Origin of the sequence: Nonomuraea dietziae, assembly GCF_014195505.1 — a bacterium.
Taxonomy (GTDB): Bacteria; Actinomycetota; Actinomycetes; order Streptosporangiales; family Streptosporangiaceae; genus Nonomuraea; species Nonomuraea roseola.
Map to the genome: position 1 here is coordinate 5,186,782 of NZ_JACIBV010000001.1, position 19,263 is coordinate 5,206,044.

19 protein-coding genes and 1 pseudogene are annotated in these 19,263 nt (G+C 69.8%); 6 read left to right on the forward strand and 14 right to left on the reverse strand.

All coding sequences use genetic code 11. From position 1 onward, the window contains the following. Positions 1 to 50 precede the first annotated feature (50 nt). The 12 genes and pseudogenes from FHR33_RS24685 to FHR33_RS24735 all read right to left on the reverse strand — a co-directional run bounded on the left by FHR33_RS24685 (position 51) and on the right by FHR33_RS24735 (position 10,167). A complete protein-coding gene (locus tag FHR33_RS24685) occupies positions 51 to 941 on the reverse strand; it encodes a lysophospholipid acyltransferase family protein (protein ID WP_183652140.1) in 891 nt (296 codons plus the stop codon). Next, positions 938 to 1,918, reverse strand: a complete 981-nt coding sequence (locus FHR33_RS24690) for an NAD-dependent epimerase/dehydratase family protein (RefSeq protein ID WP_183652143.1) — start codon at positions 1,916 to 1,918, stop codon at positions 938 to 940. Before FHR33_RS24690 ends, FHR33_RS24685 begins: the two co-directional genes overlap by 4 nt. A 20-nt stretch (positions 1,919 to 1,938) precedes the next feature. After that, positions 1,939 to 2,037 (reverse strand): 30S ribosomal protein bS22, encoded by a 99-nt coding sequence (locus FHR33_RS24695; RefSeq protein ID WP_018654693.1) that lies wholly within the window; start codon positions 2,035 to 2,037, stop codon positions 1,939 to 1,941. Positions 2,038 to 2,259: 222 nt separating this feature from the next. Further along, on the reverse strand, positions 2,260 to 2,463 hold the full coding sequence (locus tag FHR33_RS24700; RefSeq protein ID WP_026214222.1) for a helix-turn-helix domain-containing protein: 204 nt from the start codon (positions 2,461 to 2,463) through the stop codon (positions 2,260 to 2,262). Between the two features lie 312 nt (positions 2,464 to 2,775). Then, positions 2,776 to 3,003 carry a phosphatase gene (locus FHR33_RS52785; RefSeq protein ID WP_312895707.1) on the reverse strand — a complete coding sequence of 76 codons (228 nt, stop codon included), beginning with the start codon at positions 3,001 to 3,003 and terminating at the stop codon, positions 2,776 to 2,778. A 16-nt stretch (positions 3,004 to 3,019) separates the two neighbouring features. Further along, positions 3,020 to 3,559, reverse strand: a pseudogene (locus FHR33_RS24705) (phosphatase); the annotation flags it as partial. A 283-nt stretch (positions 3,560 to 3,842) separates the two neighbouring features. Continuing rightward, a complete protein-coding gene (locus FHR33_RS24710) occupies positions 3,843 to 5,006 on the reverse strand; it encodes an acetoin utilization protein AcuC (protein WP_183652146.1) in 1,164 nt (387 codons plus the stop codon). Between the two features lie 100 nt (positions 5,007 to 5,106). Then, a complete protein-coding gene (locus FHR33_RS24715; protein ID WP_183652149.1) occupies positions 5,107 to 6,291 on the reverse strand; it encodes an ABC transporter permease in 1,185 nt (394 codons plus the stop codon). Then, positions 6,288 to 7,007 carry an ABC transporter ATP-binding protein gene (locus tag FHR33_RS24720; RefSeq protein WP_183652151.1) on the reverse strand — a complete coding sequence of 240 codons (720 nt, stop codon included), beginning with the start codon at positions 7,005 to 7,007 and terminating at the stop codon, positions 6,288 to 6,290. Before FHR33_RS24720 ends, FHR33_RS24715 begins: the two co-directional genes overlap by 4 nt. Next, a complete protein-coding gene (locus FHR33_RS24725; RefSeq protein ID WP_183652153.1) occupies positions 7,004 to 8,353 on the reverse strand; it encodes an efflux RND transporter periplasmic adaptor subunit in 1,350 nt (449 codons plus the stop codon). The genes FHR33_RS24720 and FHR33_RS24725 overlap by 4 nt, the downstream gene beginning before the upstream one ends. A 77-nt stretch (positions 8,354 to 8,430) precedes the next feature. Continuing rightward, positions 8,431 to 9,225, reverse strand: coding sequence for a pyrroline-5-carboxylate reductase (gene proC / locus FHR33_RS24730; protein WP_183652156.1), 795 nt, complete (start codon positions 9,223 to 9,225; stop codon positions 8,431 to 8,433). Between the two features lie 54 nt (positions 9,226 to 9,279). Then, positions 9,280 to 10,167, reverse strand: a complete 888-nt coding sequence (locus tag FHR33_RS24735; protein ID WP_183652159.1) for a proline dehydrogenase family protein — start codon at positions 10,165 to 10,167, stop codon at positions 9,280 to 9,282. A 101-nt stretch (positions 10,168 to 10,268) separates the two neighbouring features. On the opposite strand from FHR33_RS24735, the gene FHR33_RS24740 reads away from it, so the two are divergent. After that, on the forward strand, positions 10,269 to 10,727 hold the full coding sequence (locus FHR33_RS24740; RefSeq protein WP_183652162.1) for a hypothetical protein: 459 nt from the start codon (positions 10,269 to 10,271) through the stop codon (positions 10,725 to 10,727). Here FHR33_RS24740 and FHR33_RS24745 read toward each other — a convergent pair. Both FHR33_RS24745 and FHR33_RS24750 read right to left on the reverse strand, forming a co-directional pair. Further along, entirely contained in the window at positions 10,724 to 11,845 is a 1,122-nt protein-coding gene (locus tag FHR33_RS24745) for a CU044_5270 family protein (protein WP_183652165.1), read from the reverse strand. The genes FHR33_RS24740 and FHR33_RS24745 overlap by 4 nt on opposite strands. After that, entirely contained in the window at positions 11,838 to 12,374 is a 537-nt protein-coding gene (locus tag FHR33_RS24750) for an RNA polymerase sigma factor (protein ID WP_183652168.1), read from the reverse strand. The genes FHR33_RS24745 and FHR33_RS24750 overlap by 8 nt, the downstream gene beginning before the upstream one ends. A gap of 168 nt (positions 12,375 to 12,542) precedes the next feature. Between FHR33_RS24750 and dnaK the strand changes: the two genes are divergently transcribed. Genes dnaK through clpB form a run of 5 tightly spaced genes read left to right on the forward strand, consistent with a single transcriptional unit; the run spans position 12,543 to position 19,132 of the window. Further along, positions 12,543 to 14,408, forward strand: a complete 1,866-nt coding sequence (dnaK, locus tag FHR33_RS24755; protein WP_183652171.1) for a molecular chaperone DnaK — start codon at positions 12,543 to 12,545, stop codon at positions 14,406 to 14,408. A gap of 2 nt (positions 14,409 to 14,410) precedes the next feature. Beyond that, the gene (grpE, locus tag FHR33_RS24760) at positions 14,411 to 14,995 is read left to right on the forward strand and encodes a nucleotide exchange factor GrpE (protein WP_183652174.1); all 585 of its coding nucleotides are present in this window, start codon (positions 14,411 to 14,413) and stop codon (positions 14,993 to 14,995) included. A 25-nt stretch (positions 14,996 to 15,020) separates the two neighbouring features. Further along, entirely contained in the window at positions 15,021 to 16,205 is a 1,185-nt protein-coding gene (dnaJ, locus tag FHR33_RS24765; RefSeq protein ID WP_183652177.1) for a molecular chaperone DnaJ, read from the forward strand. Between the two features lie 4 nt (positions 16,206 to 16,209). Then, complete coding sequence (locus FHR33_RS24770) at positions 16,210 to 16,560, forward strand: heat shock protein transcriptional repressor HspR (protein ID WP_183652180.1); 351 nt, start codon at positions 16,210 to 16,212, stop codon at positions 16,558 to 16,560. 4 nt (positions 16,561 to 16,564) lie between these two features. Further along, positions 16,565 to 19,132 carry an ATP-dependent chaperone ClpB gene (clpB, locus tag FHR33_RS24775; protein ID WP_183652183.1) on the forward strand — a complete coding sequence of 856 codons (2,568 nt, stop codon included), beginning with the start codon at positions 16,565 to 16,567 and terminating at the stop codon, positions 19,130 to 19,132. Positions 19,133 to 19,263: the final 131 nt, after the last annotated feature.

Genomic DNA, 19,263 nt, shown 5'->3' on the forward strand with positions numbered 1-19,263 from the left:
ACATCTCTCCCTCAGCGGGGATCCGGGTTCACGCTGTGCCGTACGGCAGGTCAGAAGAAGGCGTGCCCGCGCCGCAGGCGAAGGGAGGTGAGCAGCTGCTGGACCGACTCGCGCACGTGGTCGGTGAGCTCGAAGACGAGCATCGGGTCGTCGGCCGCGGAGGCGTCGTAGCTGTCGGTGCGGATCGGCTCACCGAACTCGATCATCCACTTGGACGGCAGCGGCACCAGGCCGAGCGGCCCCAGCCACGGGAAGAACGGCGTGATCGGCAGGTACGGCAGGCCGAGCACGCGCGCCAGATGGCGCAGGTCGCCGATCTTCGGGTAGATCTCCTCGGCCCCGACGATGGCCGTCGGCACGATGGGCACGCCCGCGCGGATGGCCGAGGCGACGAAGCCGCCCCTGCCGAAGCGCTGCAGCCGGTACCGCTCGGAGAACGGCTTGCCGACCCCCTTGAACCCCTCGGGGAAGACGCCGACGAGCTCACCCTTGCGCAGCAGCCTGTCGGCGTCGTCGCGGCAGGCCAGCGTGTGCCCCGTCTTGCGCGAAAGGTGGCCGAGGACCGGCAGCTTGTAGACCAGGTCGGCGCCGAGCAGGCGCAGCGCGCGGCCCGCCTCGTCGTGCACGGCCACCTGCATCATCAGCGCGTCGACAGGCAGCGTGCCCGAGTGGTTGGCGACGATCAGGGCGCCGCTGTCGGAGGGGATGTTGCCTAGGGCGAGGGTCTCGACGCGGAACCAGTGCCTGTAGAGAGGCCTGATGAGCTCGAGCAGCACCTTGTCGGTGAGCTCGGCGTCGTAGCCGAACTCGTCGACCTCGTACTCGCCGGCGATGCGGCGACGGAGGAAGGCCAGCAGGGTCGCGAGGGAGTCTTCGGGCGCGGAGTAGGAGGGCGCCTCGGTGATGGGAATCACTCTGCGCTCTTCGGGAGAGGCGCTCATGTCCTGACACCTTTCCTCGAACGCAGGAAGTCGTCGAAGGCCGCCGCGGTGGTGAACTTCGGCTTCCAGCCCAGCTCGGCGAAGAGCTTGGAGCAGTCGACCGCCCTGCCGTGGCACAGCAGGCGCAGTTGCTCGGGCGAGAAGTCGACCAGGCCCGCGCTGCGGGCCGCCTCACCGAGCAGGCGGAAGGCAGGCGAGAACAGCGGAAGGGCCAGGGCTCCCGCTCTCCTGGCGCACTGCGACAGCAGCAGCACGCCGTCCCCGGCCACGTTGTACGTGCCGGGGTGGTCCTCCAACGCCATCCGCCGCAGCACCTCGACCGCGTCGTCCTCGTGGACGTACTGCAGGCGAGGGTCGAAACCGAACACCGTCGGCAGGACGGGCTGGCTGAAGTAGCGCGTCAGCGGTGAGTCGACGCCGGGGCCCATGAAGTTGGCGAAGCGCAGCATCGACACCGTCAAGTCGGGGCGGCGGCGCGCGAAGCCCCGGACATAGCCTTCGACCTCGGCCGCGTCCTTGGCATAGCCGTGGGACGGGCTGTCGTGAGGTTCGACGTCCTCGGTGAACACCGCGGGATCCATCGGCGACGAACCGTAGATCGCGGTGGTGGAACGAACCACCACGCGACGAACCGTCGCCGACCGCTGACAGGCACCGAGCAACTGCATGGTGCCGATCACGTTGTGCTCTTTCATGGAGGCCCTGCCCGCGCTCCGGGAGGGAGCGCTGACGAGACTCATGTGCACAACGATGTCGATGTCCGCAGCCGCGATCACCTGAGCGATGTCGGGGCTGCGTAGATCCACCCGGACGAACTCCGTCCGGCCGAGGGAGATGCCGCCTTCTCTGGTCAGAGAGGGGGGCGGCACGGTGTCCACTCCGATGACGCGGCTGATGCCCGGGTCTGCCGCGAGAACGCTCGCCACCCGGGCGCCGATGTGGCGCGAGACCCCGGTGACAAGCACGGTGTGGGTCATCGGCGCCTCACAGACTGCGTCTACTTCTTGTTACGCCGCTGGATGCGGGTCTTCTTCAGCAGCTTGCGGTGCTTCTTCTTGGCCATCCGCTTGCGGCGCTTTTTGATGACAGAGCCCACGGGACCCCCAGGTTACTGATAGCAAGGCTGAACCGATGTGCGAGCGCACACCGGGTCAACAGACTACCGGCGATCCACGGTAGATCGCCCCCTGGGGGTGACCCGCGCCAGCATTCGCGATGTGACCACCGATCACACCGCTACCTCGAATGGACCCTGCGGCCCGCCCGCCCGCCTGGACGGCAGGCGGGTGTCTCACCGCAGAGGGACCGGCATCAGGGCTTATCCAGCCTCGATGTAGGCCTCCCTCAGGTAGTCGTGCACCGCCTGCTCGGGCACTCGGAACGACCGGCCGACTCGGATGGCCGGCAACTCGCCCGAGTGCACCAGTCGGTACACCGTCATCTTGGACACCCGCATGACCGTGGCCACTTCCGCCACCGTCAGGAACTTCACCTCGCTGAGAGGTCTTTCGCCTGCACCCATCGGACGCCTCTTCCGCACGTGTTTCCGGGTTATCCCCACTGGTGCCATTGCTCACGCACGTGTACTGCCGTCAGCGTAAGTCGGGACTCCGAGTGCGCAAACCCCCTATTTTCTCAGTTATCGGAGCCACCTGTCAGCCGAACCAGCGAACTTGCTGGCCAGCAGCCGGGCAGCGCCCCTCGCCTGGACGTTGGAACCGTCCAACTTCGTACACATAAGAGTCGCCCAGCACCCCTCAAAAGTTGGCAAAGGGACGACGAGCCTCTTGGAATGCAGGCGCGAAAAGACGGTATAGGGAGGGCCGAATTCGACTCAAAGGGCACGTGAGACACGTGTGACGAGCCGCTCCGTCAACGGTGCGTAATAGCGTGGTAGCACGTTGTCATCGAGAGGAACCACCACATCGATCTTGCCCTCGGCCTCGCCGAGGAAGAGCGCGGGGTCGTTGCTGTCGGCGAATCCGACGGTCGGGATGCCCGCCTCTCCTGCCGCGCCGGCCCCAGCCGTGGTCGGCGACGACGAGGTCGGGGCGATCGTCACCGAGCTCGGCGAGCATCGCCTCCATGGGCGCGGAGTCGTGGGTGTGGACGAAGCCGCCCCTGTCGTCGAGCATCGCCACGTCGCCGAGATAGCGGATCTTGCGCTTCCTGCCGAATCCGGCGCCCCAGTAGGTCCAGTCCTCGGCGGGCGTCAGCAGCGTCGCGCCCCTCGCCACCACCGCCGCCGCGAGCGGCAGGTGGACGGCGAGCAGCCCGGTGGGGTGTCCGGTGGCGAAGAGGATGCGGGGCGAGGGCTTGGTCAGAGCGGAGGCGATCCTGTCGGCCATGAGGTCGAGCGCGTCGATCGTCCTGTCGGGGTCGATGGTGTCCTGGCCGTCACGGTGACCCGGATCGGCGACGACGCCGACCGACTTGGCCATCTGGGCCAGGACGTCGCGGTAGGACCAGTTCTGGAGGCTGGTCAGGCCGAAGAGGAAGTAGGGATCGCGGTTGGCGACCGACCGGTAGTGATCGAGGTTGTTCTCGCGACTGGTCGCGACATCTCCGGCGATGCGCGTGCGGATCAGGTGCTCGCGGAGTTCGTCGCGGCTCAGCACTTACCTCTCCTTTTCACTCACCGGAGCCTACGCGCTCCTTGAATGGTCCAAACCACCTCTCATACCGTGAAATTCCTGAACCGCCCTCCTGGGGCTCCTACACCGAGGCCCCTTCCGCGCCCCGTCACCCAGGGCCTGCGCGGGCCGGACGGAGCCGAACGGCCGGCCACATTTCCCTCGCCCGCTTTCTCCGGTCCGCCCCGGCCTTTCCTTCGGATGACGGTTTCCCTCTTTCTTCGCGGCCATGAAAAAAGGGCGGAGCGAGGATCGAAAGCTCTCGCGGCTACGGCAGCGGGTCCAGGCCGTGCGAGGGAAAGACCGCGTTCCTGGTCGCCATGATCGCGCGGTCGACGGCGTCGGCGGGGTCGTAGCCGCCCGACAGGTCGCTGACCTGGGGCGTGCGGCCATCGGTCATGGTGAGCGGCGGCGCCTCTCCCATGCGCTCGCGCACCAGCGCCTGCCAGGCGGGGCCCGTCGGCGTCGAAGGGGCGATCGGGTGGCCCGACGCCTCCGCGATGAGGTGCGTCCACGCCCTGGGAACCACCTGGACGAGCTCGTAGCCGCCGCCCCCTGTGGCGATCCATCGGCCGCCCGAAGTCTCGTGAGCGAGGCGGTGCAGAGCCTCGTAGGCGGTGCGCTGGCCGTCGAGGCTGAGCATGAGGTGGGCCAGCGGGTCGAGCGCGTGGCTGTCGCAGCCGTGCTGGGTGACCAGGATCTGCGGCTCGAACTCCCTCAGCAGCGGCGGCACGATCGCGCCGAAGGCGCGCAGCCAGCCCTCGTCGCCGCATCCGGCGGGCAGCGCCACGTTGACCGCGCTGCCGTCGGCGCCGGTCTCCTCTGGCCAGCCCGTGCCGGGGAACAGCGTGCGGGGGCTCTCGTGGAGGCTGATCGTCAGCACCCGCGGATCGTCGTAGAAGAGGGCCTGGACGCCGTCGCCGTGGTGGACGTCCACGTCGACGTAGGCGATCTTCGAGGCGCCCTGGGCCAGCAGCCAGGCGATCGCCACGGCGGGATCGTTGTAGACGCAGAAGCCGCTGGCCGTGTTGGCCATGGCGTGGTGCAGGCCGCCCGCGACGTTGACGGCGTGCTCGGCCGTACCCTCCCAGACCGAGCGGGCGGCGGCCAGCGACGCCCCCGCGATCAGCGCGGAGGCCTCGTGGACGCCCGCGAAGGCGGGGTTGTCGGAGGTGCCGAGCCCCGCGGCCAGGTCGGGCCTGCCGTCGGCGGAGACCCGCTTGACGGCCTCGATGTAGTCGCGCTTGTGGACCAGCGCCAGCTCGTCGTCCGTGGCGGGCGTGCAACCGACCACCTCGGTCCTGTCGAGAACGCCCAGCTCGCGCGCGAGCGCCATGGTCAGCTCGACCCTGACGGGAGCGAGGGGATGTCCTGGGCCGAAGTCATAGGCAGTGAGGGCGTCGTCCCAGACGACTCGCACCGACTCGCTCATGGGCCGACGTTACCGCAGCGCCGGTGACAGGGGCGAAACACCCGCGCATCATCCGGCCCCGACGACCACGCCACCCCCGCCCGCAGGACGGTCACCTCACCTACTCCGCGCGCAGGGCGACGACGGGGTCGAGACGGCCGGCCCTGCGGGCGGGGGCGACGCCGAAGAAGACGCCGACGGCCACCGAGACGCCGAAGGCCAGCGCGATCGACCACCAGGTGATGGCGGCGGGCACAGGGGTGGCCGCCTGGATGGCCAGCGCGCCCCCCACGCCCAGCAGGATGCCGAGGAGGCCGCCGATGGTGGTCAGCAGCACGGCCTCGATGAGGAACTGGGTCAGGACGTCGCGCTGTCGGGCGCCGAGCGCCTTGCGCAGGCCGATCTCCCGCGTGCGCTCGCGCACGCTGACGAGCATGATGTTGGAGACGCCGACGCCGCCGACCAGCAGGGAGATGCCCGCGATGGCGGCGAGCACGCCGGTGAGCATGCCGAGGACGCTGCCGATCGTGCCCAGCAGCTGGGTCTGGGTGACGGCGGAGAAGCGCTCGCCCGGATAGCGCTCGCCCAGCGCGGCGACCACCTTCTGCTGGAGCGGCTCGATCTCGTCGGGGCCCGAGGCGCCGACCGCGATGCCGTTGATCCTGTCGGCGCCGATCAGCCGCTGAGCGGTGGTGACGGGGACGTGGACCTCCTTGTCGCGGGCCACGCCGAAGGTCGCGCCGACCGTCGTGTAGACGCCGACCACGCGGAAGCGCGCCCCCGAGACGGTGATCTGCCTGCCGACGGGGTCGACGTCGCCGAAGAGCTGGTCGGCCACCTCCGCGCCGAGCACCGTCACCCTGCGGCGGGTGTCGACGTCGGTCTCGGTCAGGTAGCGGCCCCTGTCGAGGGGGCGCTGGAAGATGTTGGGCAGGTTCTCGTCGGTCCCGACGATCGTGACGAACGCCTCCTGCCTGCCCACTCGCACGGTCTCGCCCGACTGGACGGAGACGGTCACCTTGGAGGGGTCGCCCACCACGCGGCGGACGAACGCGGCGTCGGACAGGCTCAACCTGCTCTGGGTCGGGGCCGCGCCGACGCTGAGCTGGCCGGGGACGACGAGGATGATGTTGCTGCCCAGGCCGGAGATCTCGCGTTCGATGGCGTTCTTCGCGCCCGATCCGATCGCCACGAGGATCACCACGGCCAGGACGCCGATGATCACGCCCAGCATGGTGAGCACGCTGCGCAGGCGGTTGACCCGCAGGGCCTCCAGCGCCATGAAGAACGCCTCGCGCGCCCTCACCTGGCCCCTCCCTCGTCCCGCGCGCGCTCCGCGAGCGCGGTGTCGAGCTCGATCAGGCCGTCACGCACGTGGATCTGGCGGCGCGCGTGGGCGGCGACCTCCGGCTCGTGGGTGACCAGGACGATCGCCACCCCGCTGTCGGCGTTCAGCCTGTCGAGGATGGCCATCACCTCGTCGCCGTTACGGGTGTCGAGGTTCCCCGTCGGCTCGTCGGCCAGCAGCACCGAGGGCTCGCCCACCAGCGCCCTGGCGATCGCCACCCGCTGCTGCTCGCCGCCCGACATCTGCGAGGGCCTGTGGTCCAGCCTGTGGCCGAGCCCGACCGCCTCCAGCGCCCTGCGCGCCCTGTCGCGCCGCTCGGCCTTGCCCGTGCCCCTGTAGACCAGCGGCAGCGCCACGTTGTCCAGCGCCGACGTACGGCCCAGCAGGTGGAAGGACTGGAAGACGAAGCCGATCGTCCTGTTGCGCAGCTCGGCCAGCGAGGTGTCGGACAGCCCAGACATCTCCACCCCGTTGACGCGCAGCGCTCCCGACGTGGGACGGTCGAGGCAGCCGAGCAGGTGCATCAACGTCGACTTGCCCGAACCCGAAGGCCCGATGATCGCCACGAACTCACCGGGCTCGATCCGCAGGCTCACCCCGCGCAGCGCCTCGACCGACACGCCTTCGAGCTGGTAGGAGCGCTTGAGGTCGACCGCCTCGAGGGCCGCGCTCATGACAGCCGCTGGCCCTGCCGTACGGCGTCGGCGCCCTTGACCACGACGCGCTCGCCCACCGTCAGCCCGCTCACCACCTCGACCACGGCCTCGCCCTGGGCGCCGAGCTTGACCACGCGGCGCTGGGCCGTACCGTCGGCCGAGACCCAGACCACGCTCTCTCGCCCGCTGGAGACGACCGCGGAGGCGGGCACCGCGACGGCGTCCGGCGATTCGCGGACGGTGAGCCTGGTGACCGCGCTCATGCCCGGCTTGGGGGTGGGCGCCTTGGATCCGTCGTCGTAGGCGCCGGAGCCGAGCGCGAGCTGCACCGGATAGCTGACGCCTCCGGTGCTGGCCTGCATGGGCTGGACGCCGACGCCGGTCACCCTGGCTGTGTAGGTGGCGCCTGGCACGGCGTCGAGCTCGACCTCCGCGCGGGTCTCCGGCTTCACCAGCAGCACGTCGGTCTCGTCGACGTCGGCGGAGAGCGTCAGCCTGGAGACGTCGGTGACGGTGACGATCGCGTCGCCCGCCGACACCGGCACCCCGGTCGCCACGGGAGAGCCGCCGCCCGACGAGCCTCCCGACGGTGCGGCGGGCAGCTGCGCGGCGGAGGCGCCGGGGATCTGCCCGAGCAGCCCGCTCAGCCCGCTGGACCCGCCGCCGCCAGAGGGACGGCCGAGCGTGACCACGCCGCCGAAGGGCGCCTTGATCGTGAGCCCCTTCACTGTCGACTCCGCCGCCTTGACCGCGGCCCTGGCCTGCGTGCGCGAGGCCGCCTGCAGCGACGACATGGACGAGGTGAGCCCGCTGGTCAGCTGGCTGGTGAAGCCGCTGATCGTGCGGTTGAGCGAGGCCGTGATCTGGGAGAGCGCCTGCTTCTGCGCCCTGTGCTGGGTCTCGGCCAGCGAGATGGCCGACAGCAGCTGCCTGCGCGCGGCCTTGTCCTTGACCTTGCGCGCCTCGGACCTGGCCCTGGCGAAGTGTCCGAGCACCTTGCGGTCGAAGGCGCTGGTGTCGAAGGCCGCCACGCTGAGCCTCGGGGCGGCCGGCGTGGCGGGGGGCCTGGCCGCGCCGCGCGCCTGGCTCAGCTGGCTGACCGCCTGCGGGGAGCGGATCCTGGCCAGGATCTGCCCCTTGGCGACCTTCTCGCCGTCGCGCACGTAGAGCTTGCCCACCGTGCCCTGGGCGGAGGCGCGCAGGGTCGCGGTGGCTCGGGCGCCGATCGTGGCAGGCGCCTCGACGACCTCGGTGACCGGGGCGCGCTTCACCTCGGCGAGTTGGTAGGCGGGCGGCTCGTCGGCCGTGCAGCCGGTCACCGCCAACAGGACGAGCAGCGGGGGTAACCCGCGACGAACCGTCACCCGGCCTAGGGTAAAGGCAGGGTCAGGCGCCCGCCTGGCGGACCCCTCTCGCCGCCGGTGGGGCGCTGGGAACCGGGTCAGCCGGAGGCGAGCTCGCGTCCCCTGTCGCGGGCGGCCTCGATGGCGGCCAGGAAGGCCGCGCGCACGCTGTGACGCTCCAGCTCGGCGATCGCCGCGATCGTCGTGCCGCCCGGCGAGGTGACCGCCTCGCGGAGGATCACCGGGTGCTCCCCCGAGTCGCGCAGCATGATCGCCGCGCCCACGATGGACTGCGTCACCATGTCCAGCGCCGCCGCGCGCGGCATGCCGAGCAGGATGCCCGCGTCGACCATCGCCTCGACGAGGTAGAAGAAGTAGGCAGGCCCGCTGCCCGACAGCGCCGTCGCGGCGTCCTGCTGCGACTCGGGGATGCGCAGCACCTTGCCCACCGGCTTCAGCAGGTTCTCGGTGAGCTGGAGGTGCTCCTCGCCCGCGTGCGCGCCGGCCGAGATGACGCTCATCGCCTCGTCGAACCTGATCGGCGTGTTCGACATGACCCTGACCACCGGCACGTCCACACCGAGCCGCTGCTCGACGAAGGCGGTCGTGATGCCGGCCGCCGCCGAGATGACCAGGCGGTCGGCGGGCACGTAGGGGGCGATCTCGGCCAGCAGGGCGGCCATGTCCTGCGGCTTCACCGCCAGGATCAGCGTGTCGGCGGTTTTGGCCGCCTCCGAGTTGGACACCGTCCGCACCCCGTAGGTCTCGCGCAGCGCCTGGGCCCGCTCGCCCCTGCGCGCGGTGGCCAGGATGTCGCCCGGCTTGAACCCGGCTCGCAGCAGCCCCGACAGAAGGGCCTCGCCCATCTTGCCGGTTCCCAGAATCGCAATCATGCGGGAAGCCTACCCAGGCTGCCGAAACGACCGCGCGGGGATCCCGCAGGCCGGCTAGCCGCGTGACACGAGAGAGCGCAGGAAGAAGGCCAGATTGGCGGGGCGTTCGGCCAGGCGGCGCATGAGGTAGGCGTACCAGTCGTCGCCGTAGGGCACGTACACCCTCATCCTGGCGCCGAGCCCGGCCAGGCGCTCCTGCTCGGCGGGGCGCACGCCGTACAGCATCTGGTACTCGAAGGCCGTGGAGTCGCGTCCGTGCAGCACCGCCAGGGCCGAGGCGATCTCGATCAGGCGGGGATCGTGCGTGGCGACCATCGGGTAGCCGGCGCCCTCCATGAGCACCTTGAGGCAACGAACGTAACTGCGGTCGATCTCCCTGGCCGAGGAGTGGGCCAGCGCCTCCGGCGCGCTGTACGCGCCCTTGCACAGCCGCACCCTGGAGCCTTCGAGCTTCTTGCAGCGCTCGACGGCGTCGCGCAGATAGGCCTGCACGACCACGCCGACCTCCGCGTGCTCCTTGCGCAGCGTGGAGTGGATCGACATCTGGGCCTCGACGGTGTCGTACTCCTCGGCGTCGAGGGTGACCGTGAGGCCCCTGCCCGCCGCCGCCTCGCAGACCGACGCGGCGTTGTCGAGGGCCAGCTGCTCCGACAGGCGCAGGCCCAGCGCGGTCAGCTTGACCGAGAGGTCGGCCCCCTCGGGCAGACGTTCCAGCATCGCGAGGCAGGCGCGCACCTCGTGGTCGGCCTGGGTCCTGTCGGCGACCTCCTCGCCCAGGTGGTCGACCGTGACGAGCAGGCCCCTGTCGGTCAGGTCGCGCATCACGGCGTCGACGTCGTCGGCCACGTAGCGTCTGACCACCTGTCTGGTCAGAGGCGAGGAGGACACGAGGCGCTCGGCGCGCTTACTTCGCGAGGCGGCAAGAAGGACGTGACGCAGCACATATCCAGCCTAGACCTCCGAAGCTCCTCGATCACCGACCCCGCGCCGATGCGGCCACGGCATGGCGTGAACCCGGCCGTCCCCGGATCCGTCTTAGGGATATGCGCAGAACAGCCCTGCTGGCCGGATGCCTGATGCTGACCGCGAGCTGTGGCGCGGCCGCCACCGGCGCCGCCAGCCACACGGTCCCCCACAAGTCCGTCACCGCCCAGCCGGTGATCACCACTCCCTCACAGTCTCCGACACCGCCGCCCAAGGCGGTCAAGCCTGTGGGCGACACCGTCAACACACGCAAGGTGCCCTTCACCGGCGCCAAGGCCTTCGACCGTGGCCGCAAGGTCAAGCTCGTCTGGTGGTCGGGCGTCGAGCCGTGCACGGTGCTCGACAGGGTCAGGGTGAAGGAGACGTCCCGGCGGGTGACCATCACCCTCTACGAGGGCACGGCCGCCAAGGCCAAGGACGTCTCCTGCATCATGATGGCCGTTCAGAAGACGACGACGGTCAAGCTGAAGGCCCCGATCGGCAAGCGCAAGATCGTCGACGGGGCCAAGCCGCGCTAGGAGGTCTTCTTGCAGCCCCGGGGCTCCTCGGGGCGCAGGTCGGTCCACTGCGCGATTTCCATCGCCTCGTAGCCTGCGATCCGTCCCGTGGGGTCGACGTCGAGGTCGGCGAGCGGCATCCCGGTCGTGAGGTCGAGGACGGTGCGGTTCTGGACCGGCGTCTCCTCCTTCCCCGACACCAGCACCGTGCCCTTCTCGCCGAACGACACGGAGAGCCCCGGCCGCCCCAGCGGGTCCACCGTCTCGCCGTGCACCTTGGTCTCGGGCAGGGTCGCGAGCAGCCGCAGCAGGGCCGCCCTGGTTCCCGGCTCGATCGGCAGCTCGAGCAGGCCCGACGCGGTGGGCAGGAACTCCTCGAAGCTCTGCTCGAACCCCCTGTCGTACCAGATCTGGTGGTACGGCTTCAGCGCCTCGCGCAACCGCTCGGGGTCGTCGGGCAGCTTGCGCAGGTCTTCGACGGTGAACTCGCCGACGCCACGCTGGGGCAGGTAGCCGTCCTCGACCTTCCACTCGTAGGAGCAGTCAGACGGCACGTCGGTGATCCTGATCGGCTCGCAGTCATCTCCCTCCATGCAGACCGGCCGTACCTTCTCCGGCGCGCCCGCCGCCCGCCAAGCCTGCTCGTCCTGCGGTGAGGCGGGTCTCACGAAGCGGGTCCAGTTCTCGGTCAGGGCGTGGTCCGCCAGATCGCGGGGCTGCCACACCTCCCTCGTGGACTGAGCCTCGAAGGTGTACGGGGGCTCTCCCGTGCGGAAGGATCCTCCGTCCACGGCCTTGGTGTGCCAGTAGGCCCCCTCCGTCGCCGGCTGCCTCGCCGCGCTGTCCGCGATCTGCAGCAGGAGGTCGATGCCCGTCGGGCGTACCAGGACGGGAGCGGTGACCGTGGCCATGCTGGACACGAGCGCCACCACGGCCGTGACGACCGTCGCCGTGGCCATGGCGGCTCCCACCGTCCAGCCCCAGGTCCATCGGGCCCCACGGCGGACGCGCGCCGGCTTGGGCCGCGGCCCCGCCTCCCGCTCCGCCGCCAGGACGCTCGCCCTGGCCCTGGCGGTCGCCTCCGCCGACGGCGGCGGCGCGTCAGGCAACGACTGCGAGAGCAGCGTGATCTCATCCATCGTGGTCCTCCAGGTCGCCGAGCGTCTTCCGCAGTTGCTTGCGCGCCCTGTTCAGCCGGGACGCGACGGTTCCGTAGGGGATGCCGAGGGCTTCGGCCACCTCCGCGTGGGTGAGGCCGGCCAGGGCGATCAGCAGGACCACGTCGCGGTCGCCGCGCTTGAGCCCGGCCAGCGCCCCCGCCAGCCTGCCCGTCAGCGCCCCTGCCGCGACGCGCGCGAGCGTCGTCTCCTCATGGCTCTCCGCTCTCGGCTCGGCGGTACGGCCGAGCGCCTTCCATCTCCTGACCTCGGCACGGCGGTGCTTGGCCACCAGGTTGGTGGCGATGCCGTACAGCCAGGGCCTGATCTCGCCTCTGGACGGGTCGTAGCCGCCGCGGACGGCCACCAGGAACACCTCGGCCGCCAGGTCGTCGGCGACGTCGGAGGAGAGCCTGCGGGCGATGTACCGGTGCACCTCGGGCCAGTGTGCGTCGAAGGTCCGTTCCAGCCAGGTGGTCGCGTCCTGCGCGGTCGAAGGGGGAACTGTCATGGCACCACGCCTCGTTCGGGATGTGAGTCACCCGTTTTTTCCCGAAAGCCCGGAATGCTTTCACGAGGATCGGGGTTGAGTCGAGTAGGCTCAACTCGTTTGACAAACCATCCGGGCCGTTCATAGGTTGAGCCTCATCAGCTCAACTTTGACTACAAGGACGTACTCATGGCACGTGCGGTAGGTATCGACCTGGGGACGACCAACTCCGTCGTCTCGATCCTCGAGGGCGGTGAGCCCACTGTCATCGCGAACGCGCAGGGCTCCAGGACCACGCCGTCCGTGGTCGCCTTCGCGAAGAACGGCGAGGTCCTGGTGGGCGAAGTGGCCAAGCGCCAGGCCGTCACCAACGTGGACCGGACGATTCGCTCGGTCAAGCGCGAGATGGGCACCAACTGGTCCCAGGAGATCGACGGCAAGAAGTTCTCCCCGCAGCAGATCAGCGCCTTCGTCCTGCAGAAGCTCAAGCAGGACGCCGAGGCCTACCTGGGCGAGAAGATCACCGACGCGGTGATCACCGTCCCGGCCTACTTCAACGACTCCCAGCGCCAGGCCACCAAGGAGGCCGGCACGATCGCGGGCCTCAACGTGCTCCGCATCATCAACGAGCCGACCGCGGCGGCGCTGGCCTACGGTCTCGACAAGGACCAGGACCAGACGATCCTCGTCTTCGACCTCGGCGGCGGCACCTTCGACGTGTCCCTGCTCGACGTCGGCCAGGAGGACGGGCACGGCTTCGTCGAGGTGAAGGCGACCTCGGGCGACAACCACCTCGGTGGCGACGACTGGGACCAGCGCATCGTCGACGAGCTCGTCAAGCGCTTCCAGAACGCCCACGGCGTCGACCTGGCCAAGGACAAGATGGCTCTCCAGCGCCTGCGTGAGGCCGCGGAGAAGGCCAAGATCGAGCTGTCCAGCCAGTCCGAGACCAACATCAACCTGCCCTACATCACGGCCTCCTCCGAGGGCCCGCTGCACCTGGACGAGAAGCTCACCCGTTCGGAGTTCCAGCGCCTGACGGCCGACCTGCTCGAGCGGACCAAGGGCCCGTTCCACCAGGTCATCAAGGACGCCGGCATCAAGGTCTCCGACATCGCGCACGTCGTGCTCGTCGGCGGCTCGACCCGTATGCCCGCCGTCTCCGAGCTGGTCAAGGAGCTCACCGGCGGCAAGGAGCCCAACAAGGGCGTCAACCCCGACGAGGTCGTCGCCATCGGCGCCGCCCTGCAGGCGGGCGTGCTCAAGGGTGAGGTCAAGGACGTCCTGCTGCTCGACGTGACCCCGCTGTCGCTGGGCATCGAGACCAAGGGCGGCATCTTCACCAAGATCATCGAGCGCAACACCACGATCCCGACCAAGCGCTCGGAGGTCTTCACCACGGCCGAGGACAACCAGCCGTCGGTGCAGATCCAGGTCTACCAGGGCGAGCGCGAGATCGCTTCGTACAACAAGAAGCTGGCCACGTTCGAGCTGACCGGCATCGCCCCGGCTCCGCGCGGCATCCCGCAGATCGAGGTCACCTTCGACATCGACGCCAACGGCATCGTCAACGTCTCCGCCAAGGACCTCGGCACCGGCAAGGAGCAGACGATGACGATCACCGGCGGCTCCGCGCTGCCGAAGGACGACATCGAGCGCATGATGCGCGAGGCCGAGTCGTACGCCGAGGAGGACAAGAAGCGCCGTGAGGAGGCGGAGGTCCGCAACAACGCGGACGGTCTCGCCTACCAGACGGAGAAGTTCCTCCGCGAGAACGACGACAAGGTTCCCGGCGAGATCAAGACTGAGGTGAACGACGCGCTCGCGGAGCTGAAGAAGGCTCTGGAGGGCACCGACACCGACACGATCCGCAACTCGGCCGAGAAGCTCGCCACCGTCAGCCAGAAGATGGGCTCGGCGATCTACGCCCAGAACCAGCAGGCGGGCGCCGCCCCCGAGGGTGACGACACCACCGCGCAGGCCAAGGCCGACGGCGACGACGACGTCGTCGAAGCCGAGATCGTGGACGAAGACCAGCCCAAGAAGGACCAGTGACGATGTCTGACCCGCGCGATAACGGGCCCGAGACGGAGCCAGTGATCCGCGACAACCGCAAGATCGACCCCGAGACGGGTCAGGCGAGGTCCGCCGCGGACGAGCAGCAGCCCAAGGCCGCTGCTCCCGTGGCGGAGGGTGGTGACGCTCAGCTGCTGGCCGAGCGCACCGCCGACCTCCAGCGCCTGCAGGCGGAGTACACCAACTACCGCAGGCGGGTCGAGCGGGACAGGATCGCGGTACGCGAGCAGGCCGTCGCAGGCGCCCTCTCCGAGCTGCTACCGGTCCTCGACGACATCGGCAGGGCCCGCGACCACGGCGAGCTGAACGGCGGTTTCGCCAAGGTCGCCGAGTCGCTGGAGGCCGCGGTCACCAAGCTGGGGCTGACCTCGTTCGGGCAGAAGGGCGACCCCTTCGACCCGACGGTGCACGAGGCGCTGATGCACAGCTACTCCTCGGAGGTGACCGAGCCGACCGCCATCGAGGTGCTGCAGCCCGGCTACCGCATCGGCGATCGGGTGCTGCGTCCCGCACGGGTCGCGGTGGCCGAGCCCGAGGACGCCCCTGCCGCGTCTGACGAAGACTAAGAACATCCCCCGAAAGGACGCATAGATGAGCACCAAGGACTACTTGGAAAAGGACTACTACGCCGTCCTTGGTGTGCCCAAGACCGCCACCGCCGACGAGATCAAGAAGGCCTACCGGAAGCTGGCCAGGCAGTACCACCCCGACGCCAATCAGGGTGACGCCGCCAAGGAGGCCAGGTTCAAGGAGATCTCCGAGGCCAACGACGTGCTCTCCGACTCCAAGCGGCGCAAGGAGTACGACGAGGCGCGCACGCTGTTCGGCTCGGGCGTGGGCGCGCCGAGACCGGGTGGCGGCAGCGGCGGCTTTCCTTTCGACTTCGGCGACCTGTTCGGCGGCACGGGCCAGCAGGGCGGGAGCACGAGCGACCGCATCGGCGACCTGTTCGGGGGACTGTTCAACAGGGGCGGCGGCGCGGGCGCCCGCACCACGGGCGCGACGACCAGGCCGAGGCGCGGCCAGGACATCGAGTCCGAGGTCACGCTGTCCTTCACCGAGGCCGTCGAGGGTCACACCGTCTCGCTCAGGCTGACCACGTCGTCGGCGTGCAAGGCCTGTAGCGGCACGGGCGCCAAGGCGGGCACGACCCCGAGGGTCTGCCCCACCTGTGAGGGCACCGGCGCGGCCAGCCGCAACCTGGGCAACTTCGCCTTCTCCGAGCCGTGCCGCGACTGCAAGGGCCGCGGTCTCCTCGTCGACGACCCCTGCCCCGTCTGCGACGGAAGCGGCAGGGCCAAGAGCACCCGCACGATCCAGGCGCGCATCCCCGCGGGGGTGGCCGACGGCCAGCGGGTCAAGCTCAAGGGCAAGGGAGCGCCCGGCGAGAACGGCGGTCCCGCGGGAGACCTCTACATCCAGACCCATGTGAAGCCGCACGCGGTGTTCGGGCGGTCGGGCGACAACCTGACCATCACCGTGCCCGTCACCTTCACCGAGGCGGCGCTCGGCGCGGAGATCAAGGTTCCTGTCCTCAAGGGCCTTCCCGTCACTCTGCGCATCCCCGCGGGCACGCCCAACGGCCGCACCTTCAGGGTTCGCGGCAGGGGGGCCGCGCGCAAGGACGGCACCAAGGGCGACCTGCTCGCCACGGTGGAGGTGCTCGTCCCCAAGCAGCTCGACGACAAGTCACGCGAGTTGCTCACGGAGTTCCGCACCGCCACCGCGAGTGAGGACCCGAGGGCCGACCTCATCCAACGGGCCAGAAGCGAGTAGGCCGATGGACGCCAACTACTTCAACCTTTCCGATGAAACACCCGTCTACGTCATCTCCGTGGCCGCCCAGCTGTCCGGTCTGCACCCGCAGACCCTCAGGCAGTACGACCGCCTCGGGCTGGTGTGCCCAGGCCGTACGGCGGGGCGCGGCCGCCTCTACTCGATGCGAGACATCATCCAGCTGCGCGAGGTGCAGCGCCTCTCCCAGGAGGAGGGCATCAACCTCGCCGGCATCAAGCGGATCCTTGAGCTGGAGAACGAGGCGCTGAGGCTGCGTGAGGAGGTTCACCGCCTCAGGGCCGAGATGTCCATGGTCAAAGCTCTGATCCGATACGAGCTGCCACCGGGGGCCTGAACATATGGACTACAAGCTCACCCAGAAGAGCCAGGAAGCGCTGTCGGTCGCGATGCGGCGGGCCGCCGCTGAGGGAAATCCCGAGATCGCGACCGCGCACCTGCTCTCCGCCCTCCTCTCCCAGACCGGCGGCACCGCCGTACCCCTGCTCGAAGCGGTGGGAGCCGACTGGAAGGCGCTGCGCGCGAAGGTCGAGACCACGCTGGCCGGGCTGCCCAAGGCGCAGGGCGCCACGGTGAGCGCGCCGTCCAGTTCGCGCCAGCTCCTCACCGTGATCAACACCGCCGCGCAGCGAGCCAAGCGGCTCGAGGACGAGTACGTCTCGACCGAGCACCTGCTGGTCGGTCTCGCGACCGACGGCGGCGAGATGGCGAGCCTGCTGAAGGACGCCGGGGCCACGCCACAGGCGCTGCTCGACGCCTTCGAGCAGGTGCGCGGGCACGCCCGCGTCACCAGCGAGACACCCGAGGACACCTACCAGGCGCTGGAGAAGTACGGCGTCGACCTGACCGAGCACGCCCGCAGCGGCAAGCTCGACCCCGTCATCGGGCGCGACTCCGAGATCAGGCGCGTGGTGCAGGTGCTCTCGCGCCGTACCAAGAACAACCCGGTGCTGATCGGCGAGCCTGGCGTGGGCAAGACCGCCGTCGTCGAGGGCCTGGCCCAGCGCATCGTGGCCGGCGACGTGCCCGAGTCGCTGCGCAACAAGAAGCTGATCTCCCTCGACCTCAGCGCGATGGTGGCGGGCGCCAAGTACCGCGGCGAGTTCGAGGAGCGGCTCAAGGCCGTGCTCTCCGAGATCAAGGAGAGCAACGGGCAGATCGTCACCTTCATCGACGAGCTGCACACCATGGTCGGCGCGGGCGCCGCCGAGGGCGCGATGGACGCGGGCAACATGCTCAAGCCCATGCTGGCCCGCGGCGAGCTGCGCATGATCGGCGCGACGACGCTCGACGAGTACCGCGAGCGCATCGAGAAGGACCCCGCGCTGGAGCGGCGCTTCCAGCAGGTCTACGTGGGCGAGCCCTCGGTCGAGGACACGATCGCGATCCTGCGCGGGCTGAAGGGCCGCTACGAGGCCCACCACCAGGTGCAGATCGCCGACAGCGCGCTGGTCGCCGCCGCGGCTCTCTCAGACCGCTACATCACCAGCCGCTTCCTGCCCGACAAGGCCATCGACCTGGTCGACGAGGCCGCCTCCCGGCTGCGCATGGAGATCGACTCGCGCCCCGTCGAGATCGACCAGCTCCAGCGCAACGTCGACAGGATGAAGATGGAGGAGCTGGCGCTGGCCAAGGAGACCGACGAGGCCTCCGTCCAGCGTCTCGGGCGGCTGCGCGCCGAGCTGGCCGACCGCCAGGAGGAGCTCAACGCCCTCGTGGCCAGGTGGCAGAAGGAGAAGGCGGGCCTCAACAGGGTCGGCGACCTGAAGAAGCAGCTCGACGAGGTGCGCGGGTCGGCCGAGCGCTTCCAGCGCGACGGCAACTACGCCGAGGCCTCCAGGCTGCTCTACGACGAGGTGCCGCGGCTGGAGAAGGAGCTCGAGGCCGCCGCCCAGGAGACCCCCGAGCAGCAGATGGTCAAGGAGGAGGTCGGCTCCGACGACATCGCCGAGGTCATCTCCTCGTGGACGGGCATCCCCGCGGGGCGCCTGCTCGAGGCCGAGACCGCCAAGCTGCTGCGCATGGAGGAGGAGCTGGGCACGCGCCTCATCGGTCAGCGCGAGGCCGTCCAGGCGGTCTCCGACGCCGTACGGCGCAGCCGCGCCGGCATCTCCGACCCCGACAGGCCGACGGGCAGCTTCCTGTTCCTCGGGCCGACCGGCGTCGGCAAGACCGAGCTGGCCAAGGCGCTGGCGGAGTTCCTGTTCGACGACGAGCGGGCGATGACCCGCATCGACATGTCCGAGTACTCCGAGAAGCACAGCGTCGCCCGTCTGGTCGGCGCGCCTCCCGGTTACATCGGCTACGAGGAGGGCGGCCAGCTCACCGAGGCCGTGCGGCGCCGTCCCTACACCGTCGTGCTGCTCGACGAGGTCGAGAAGGCCCACCCCGAGGTCTTCGACATCCTGCTCCAGGTGCTCGACGACGGCAGGCTGACCGACGGCCAGGGCCGCACGGTCGACTTCCGCAACACGATCCTGATCCTCACCTCCAACATCGGCTCGCAGTATCTCGTCGACCCGAAGCTGGAGAACGGCGCCAAGCGCGACGCGGTGATGGCGGCGGTCCGCTCGTCGTTCAAGCCCGAGTTCCTCAACAGGCTCGACGACGTCATTCTCTTCGACGCCCTCGGCACCGAGGAGCTGACCAGGATCGTCGATCTGCAGGTGGACCGGCTGGCCCAGCGCCTGGCCGACCGGCGGCTGACGCTCGACGTCACCCCTGCCGCGCGCGACTGGCTGGCGATCACCGGCTACGACCCGATGTACGGCGCCCGCCCGCTGCGCCGTCTGGTGCAGTCGGCCATCGGCGACCAGCTCGCCAAGGCGGTCCTGTCGGGCGCGGTGGTCGACGGCGACACCGTCCTGGTCGACCTCGGCGACGACCAGCTGACGGTCGGCCGCGCCTGACCCCCGCGAAGCCCCGGGCTCCCGTCCGGGGCTTCAGCGTCTGCCGTTGGCGAGCGCCAGCACCTCTTCGGCGGTGGGGGCGGAGTCGGGGTGGTGGGTGAGGCACATCGGCACCCTGATCTGGTGCAGGC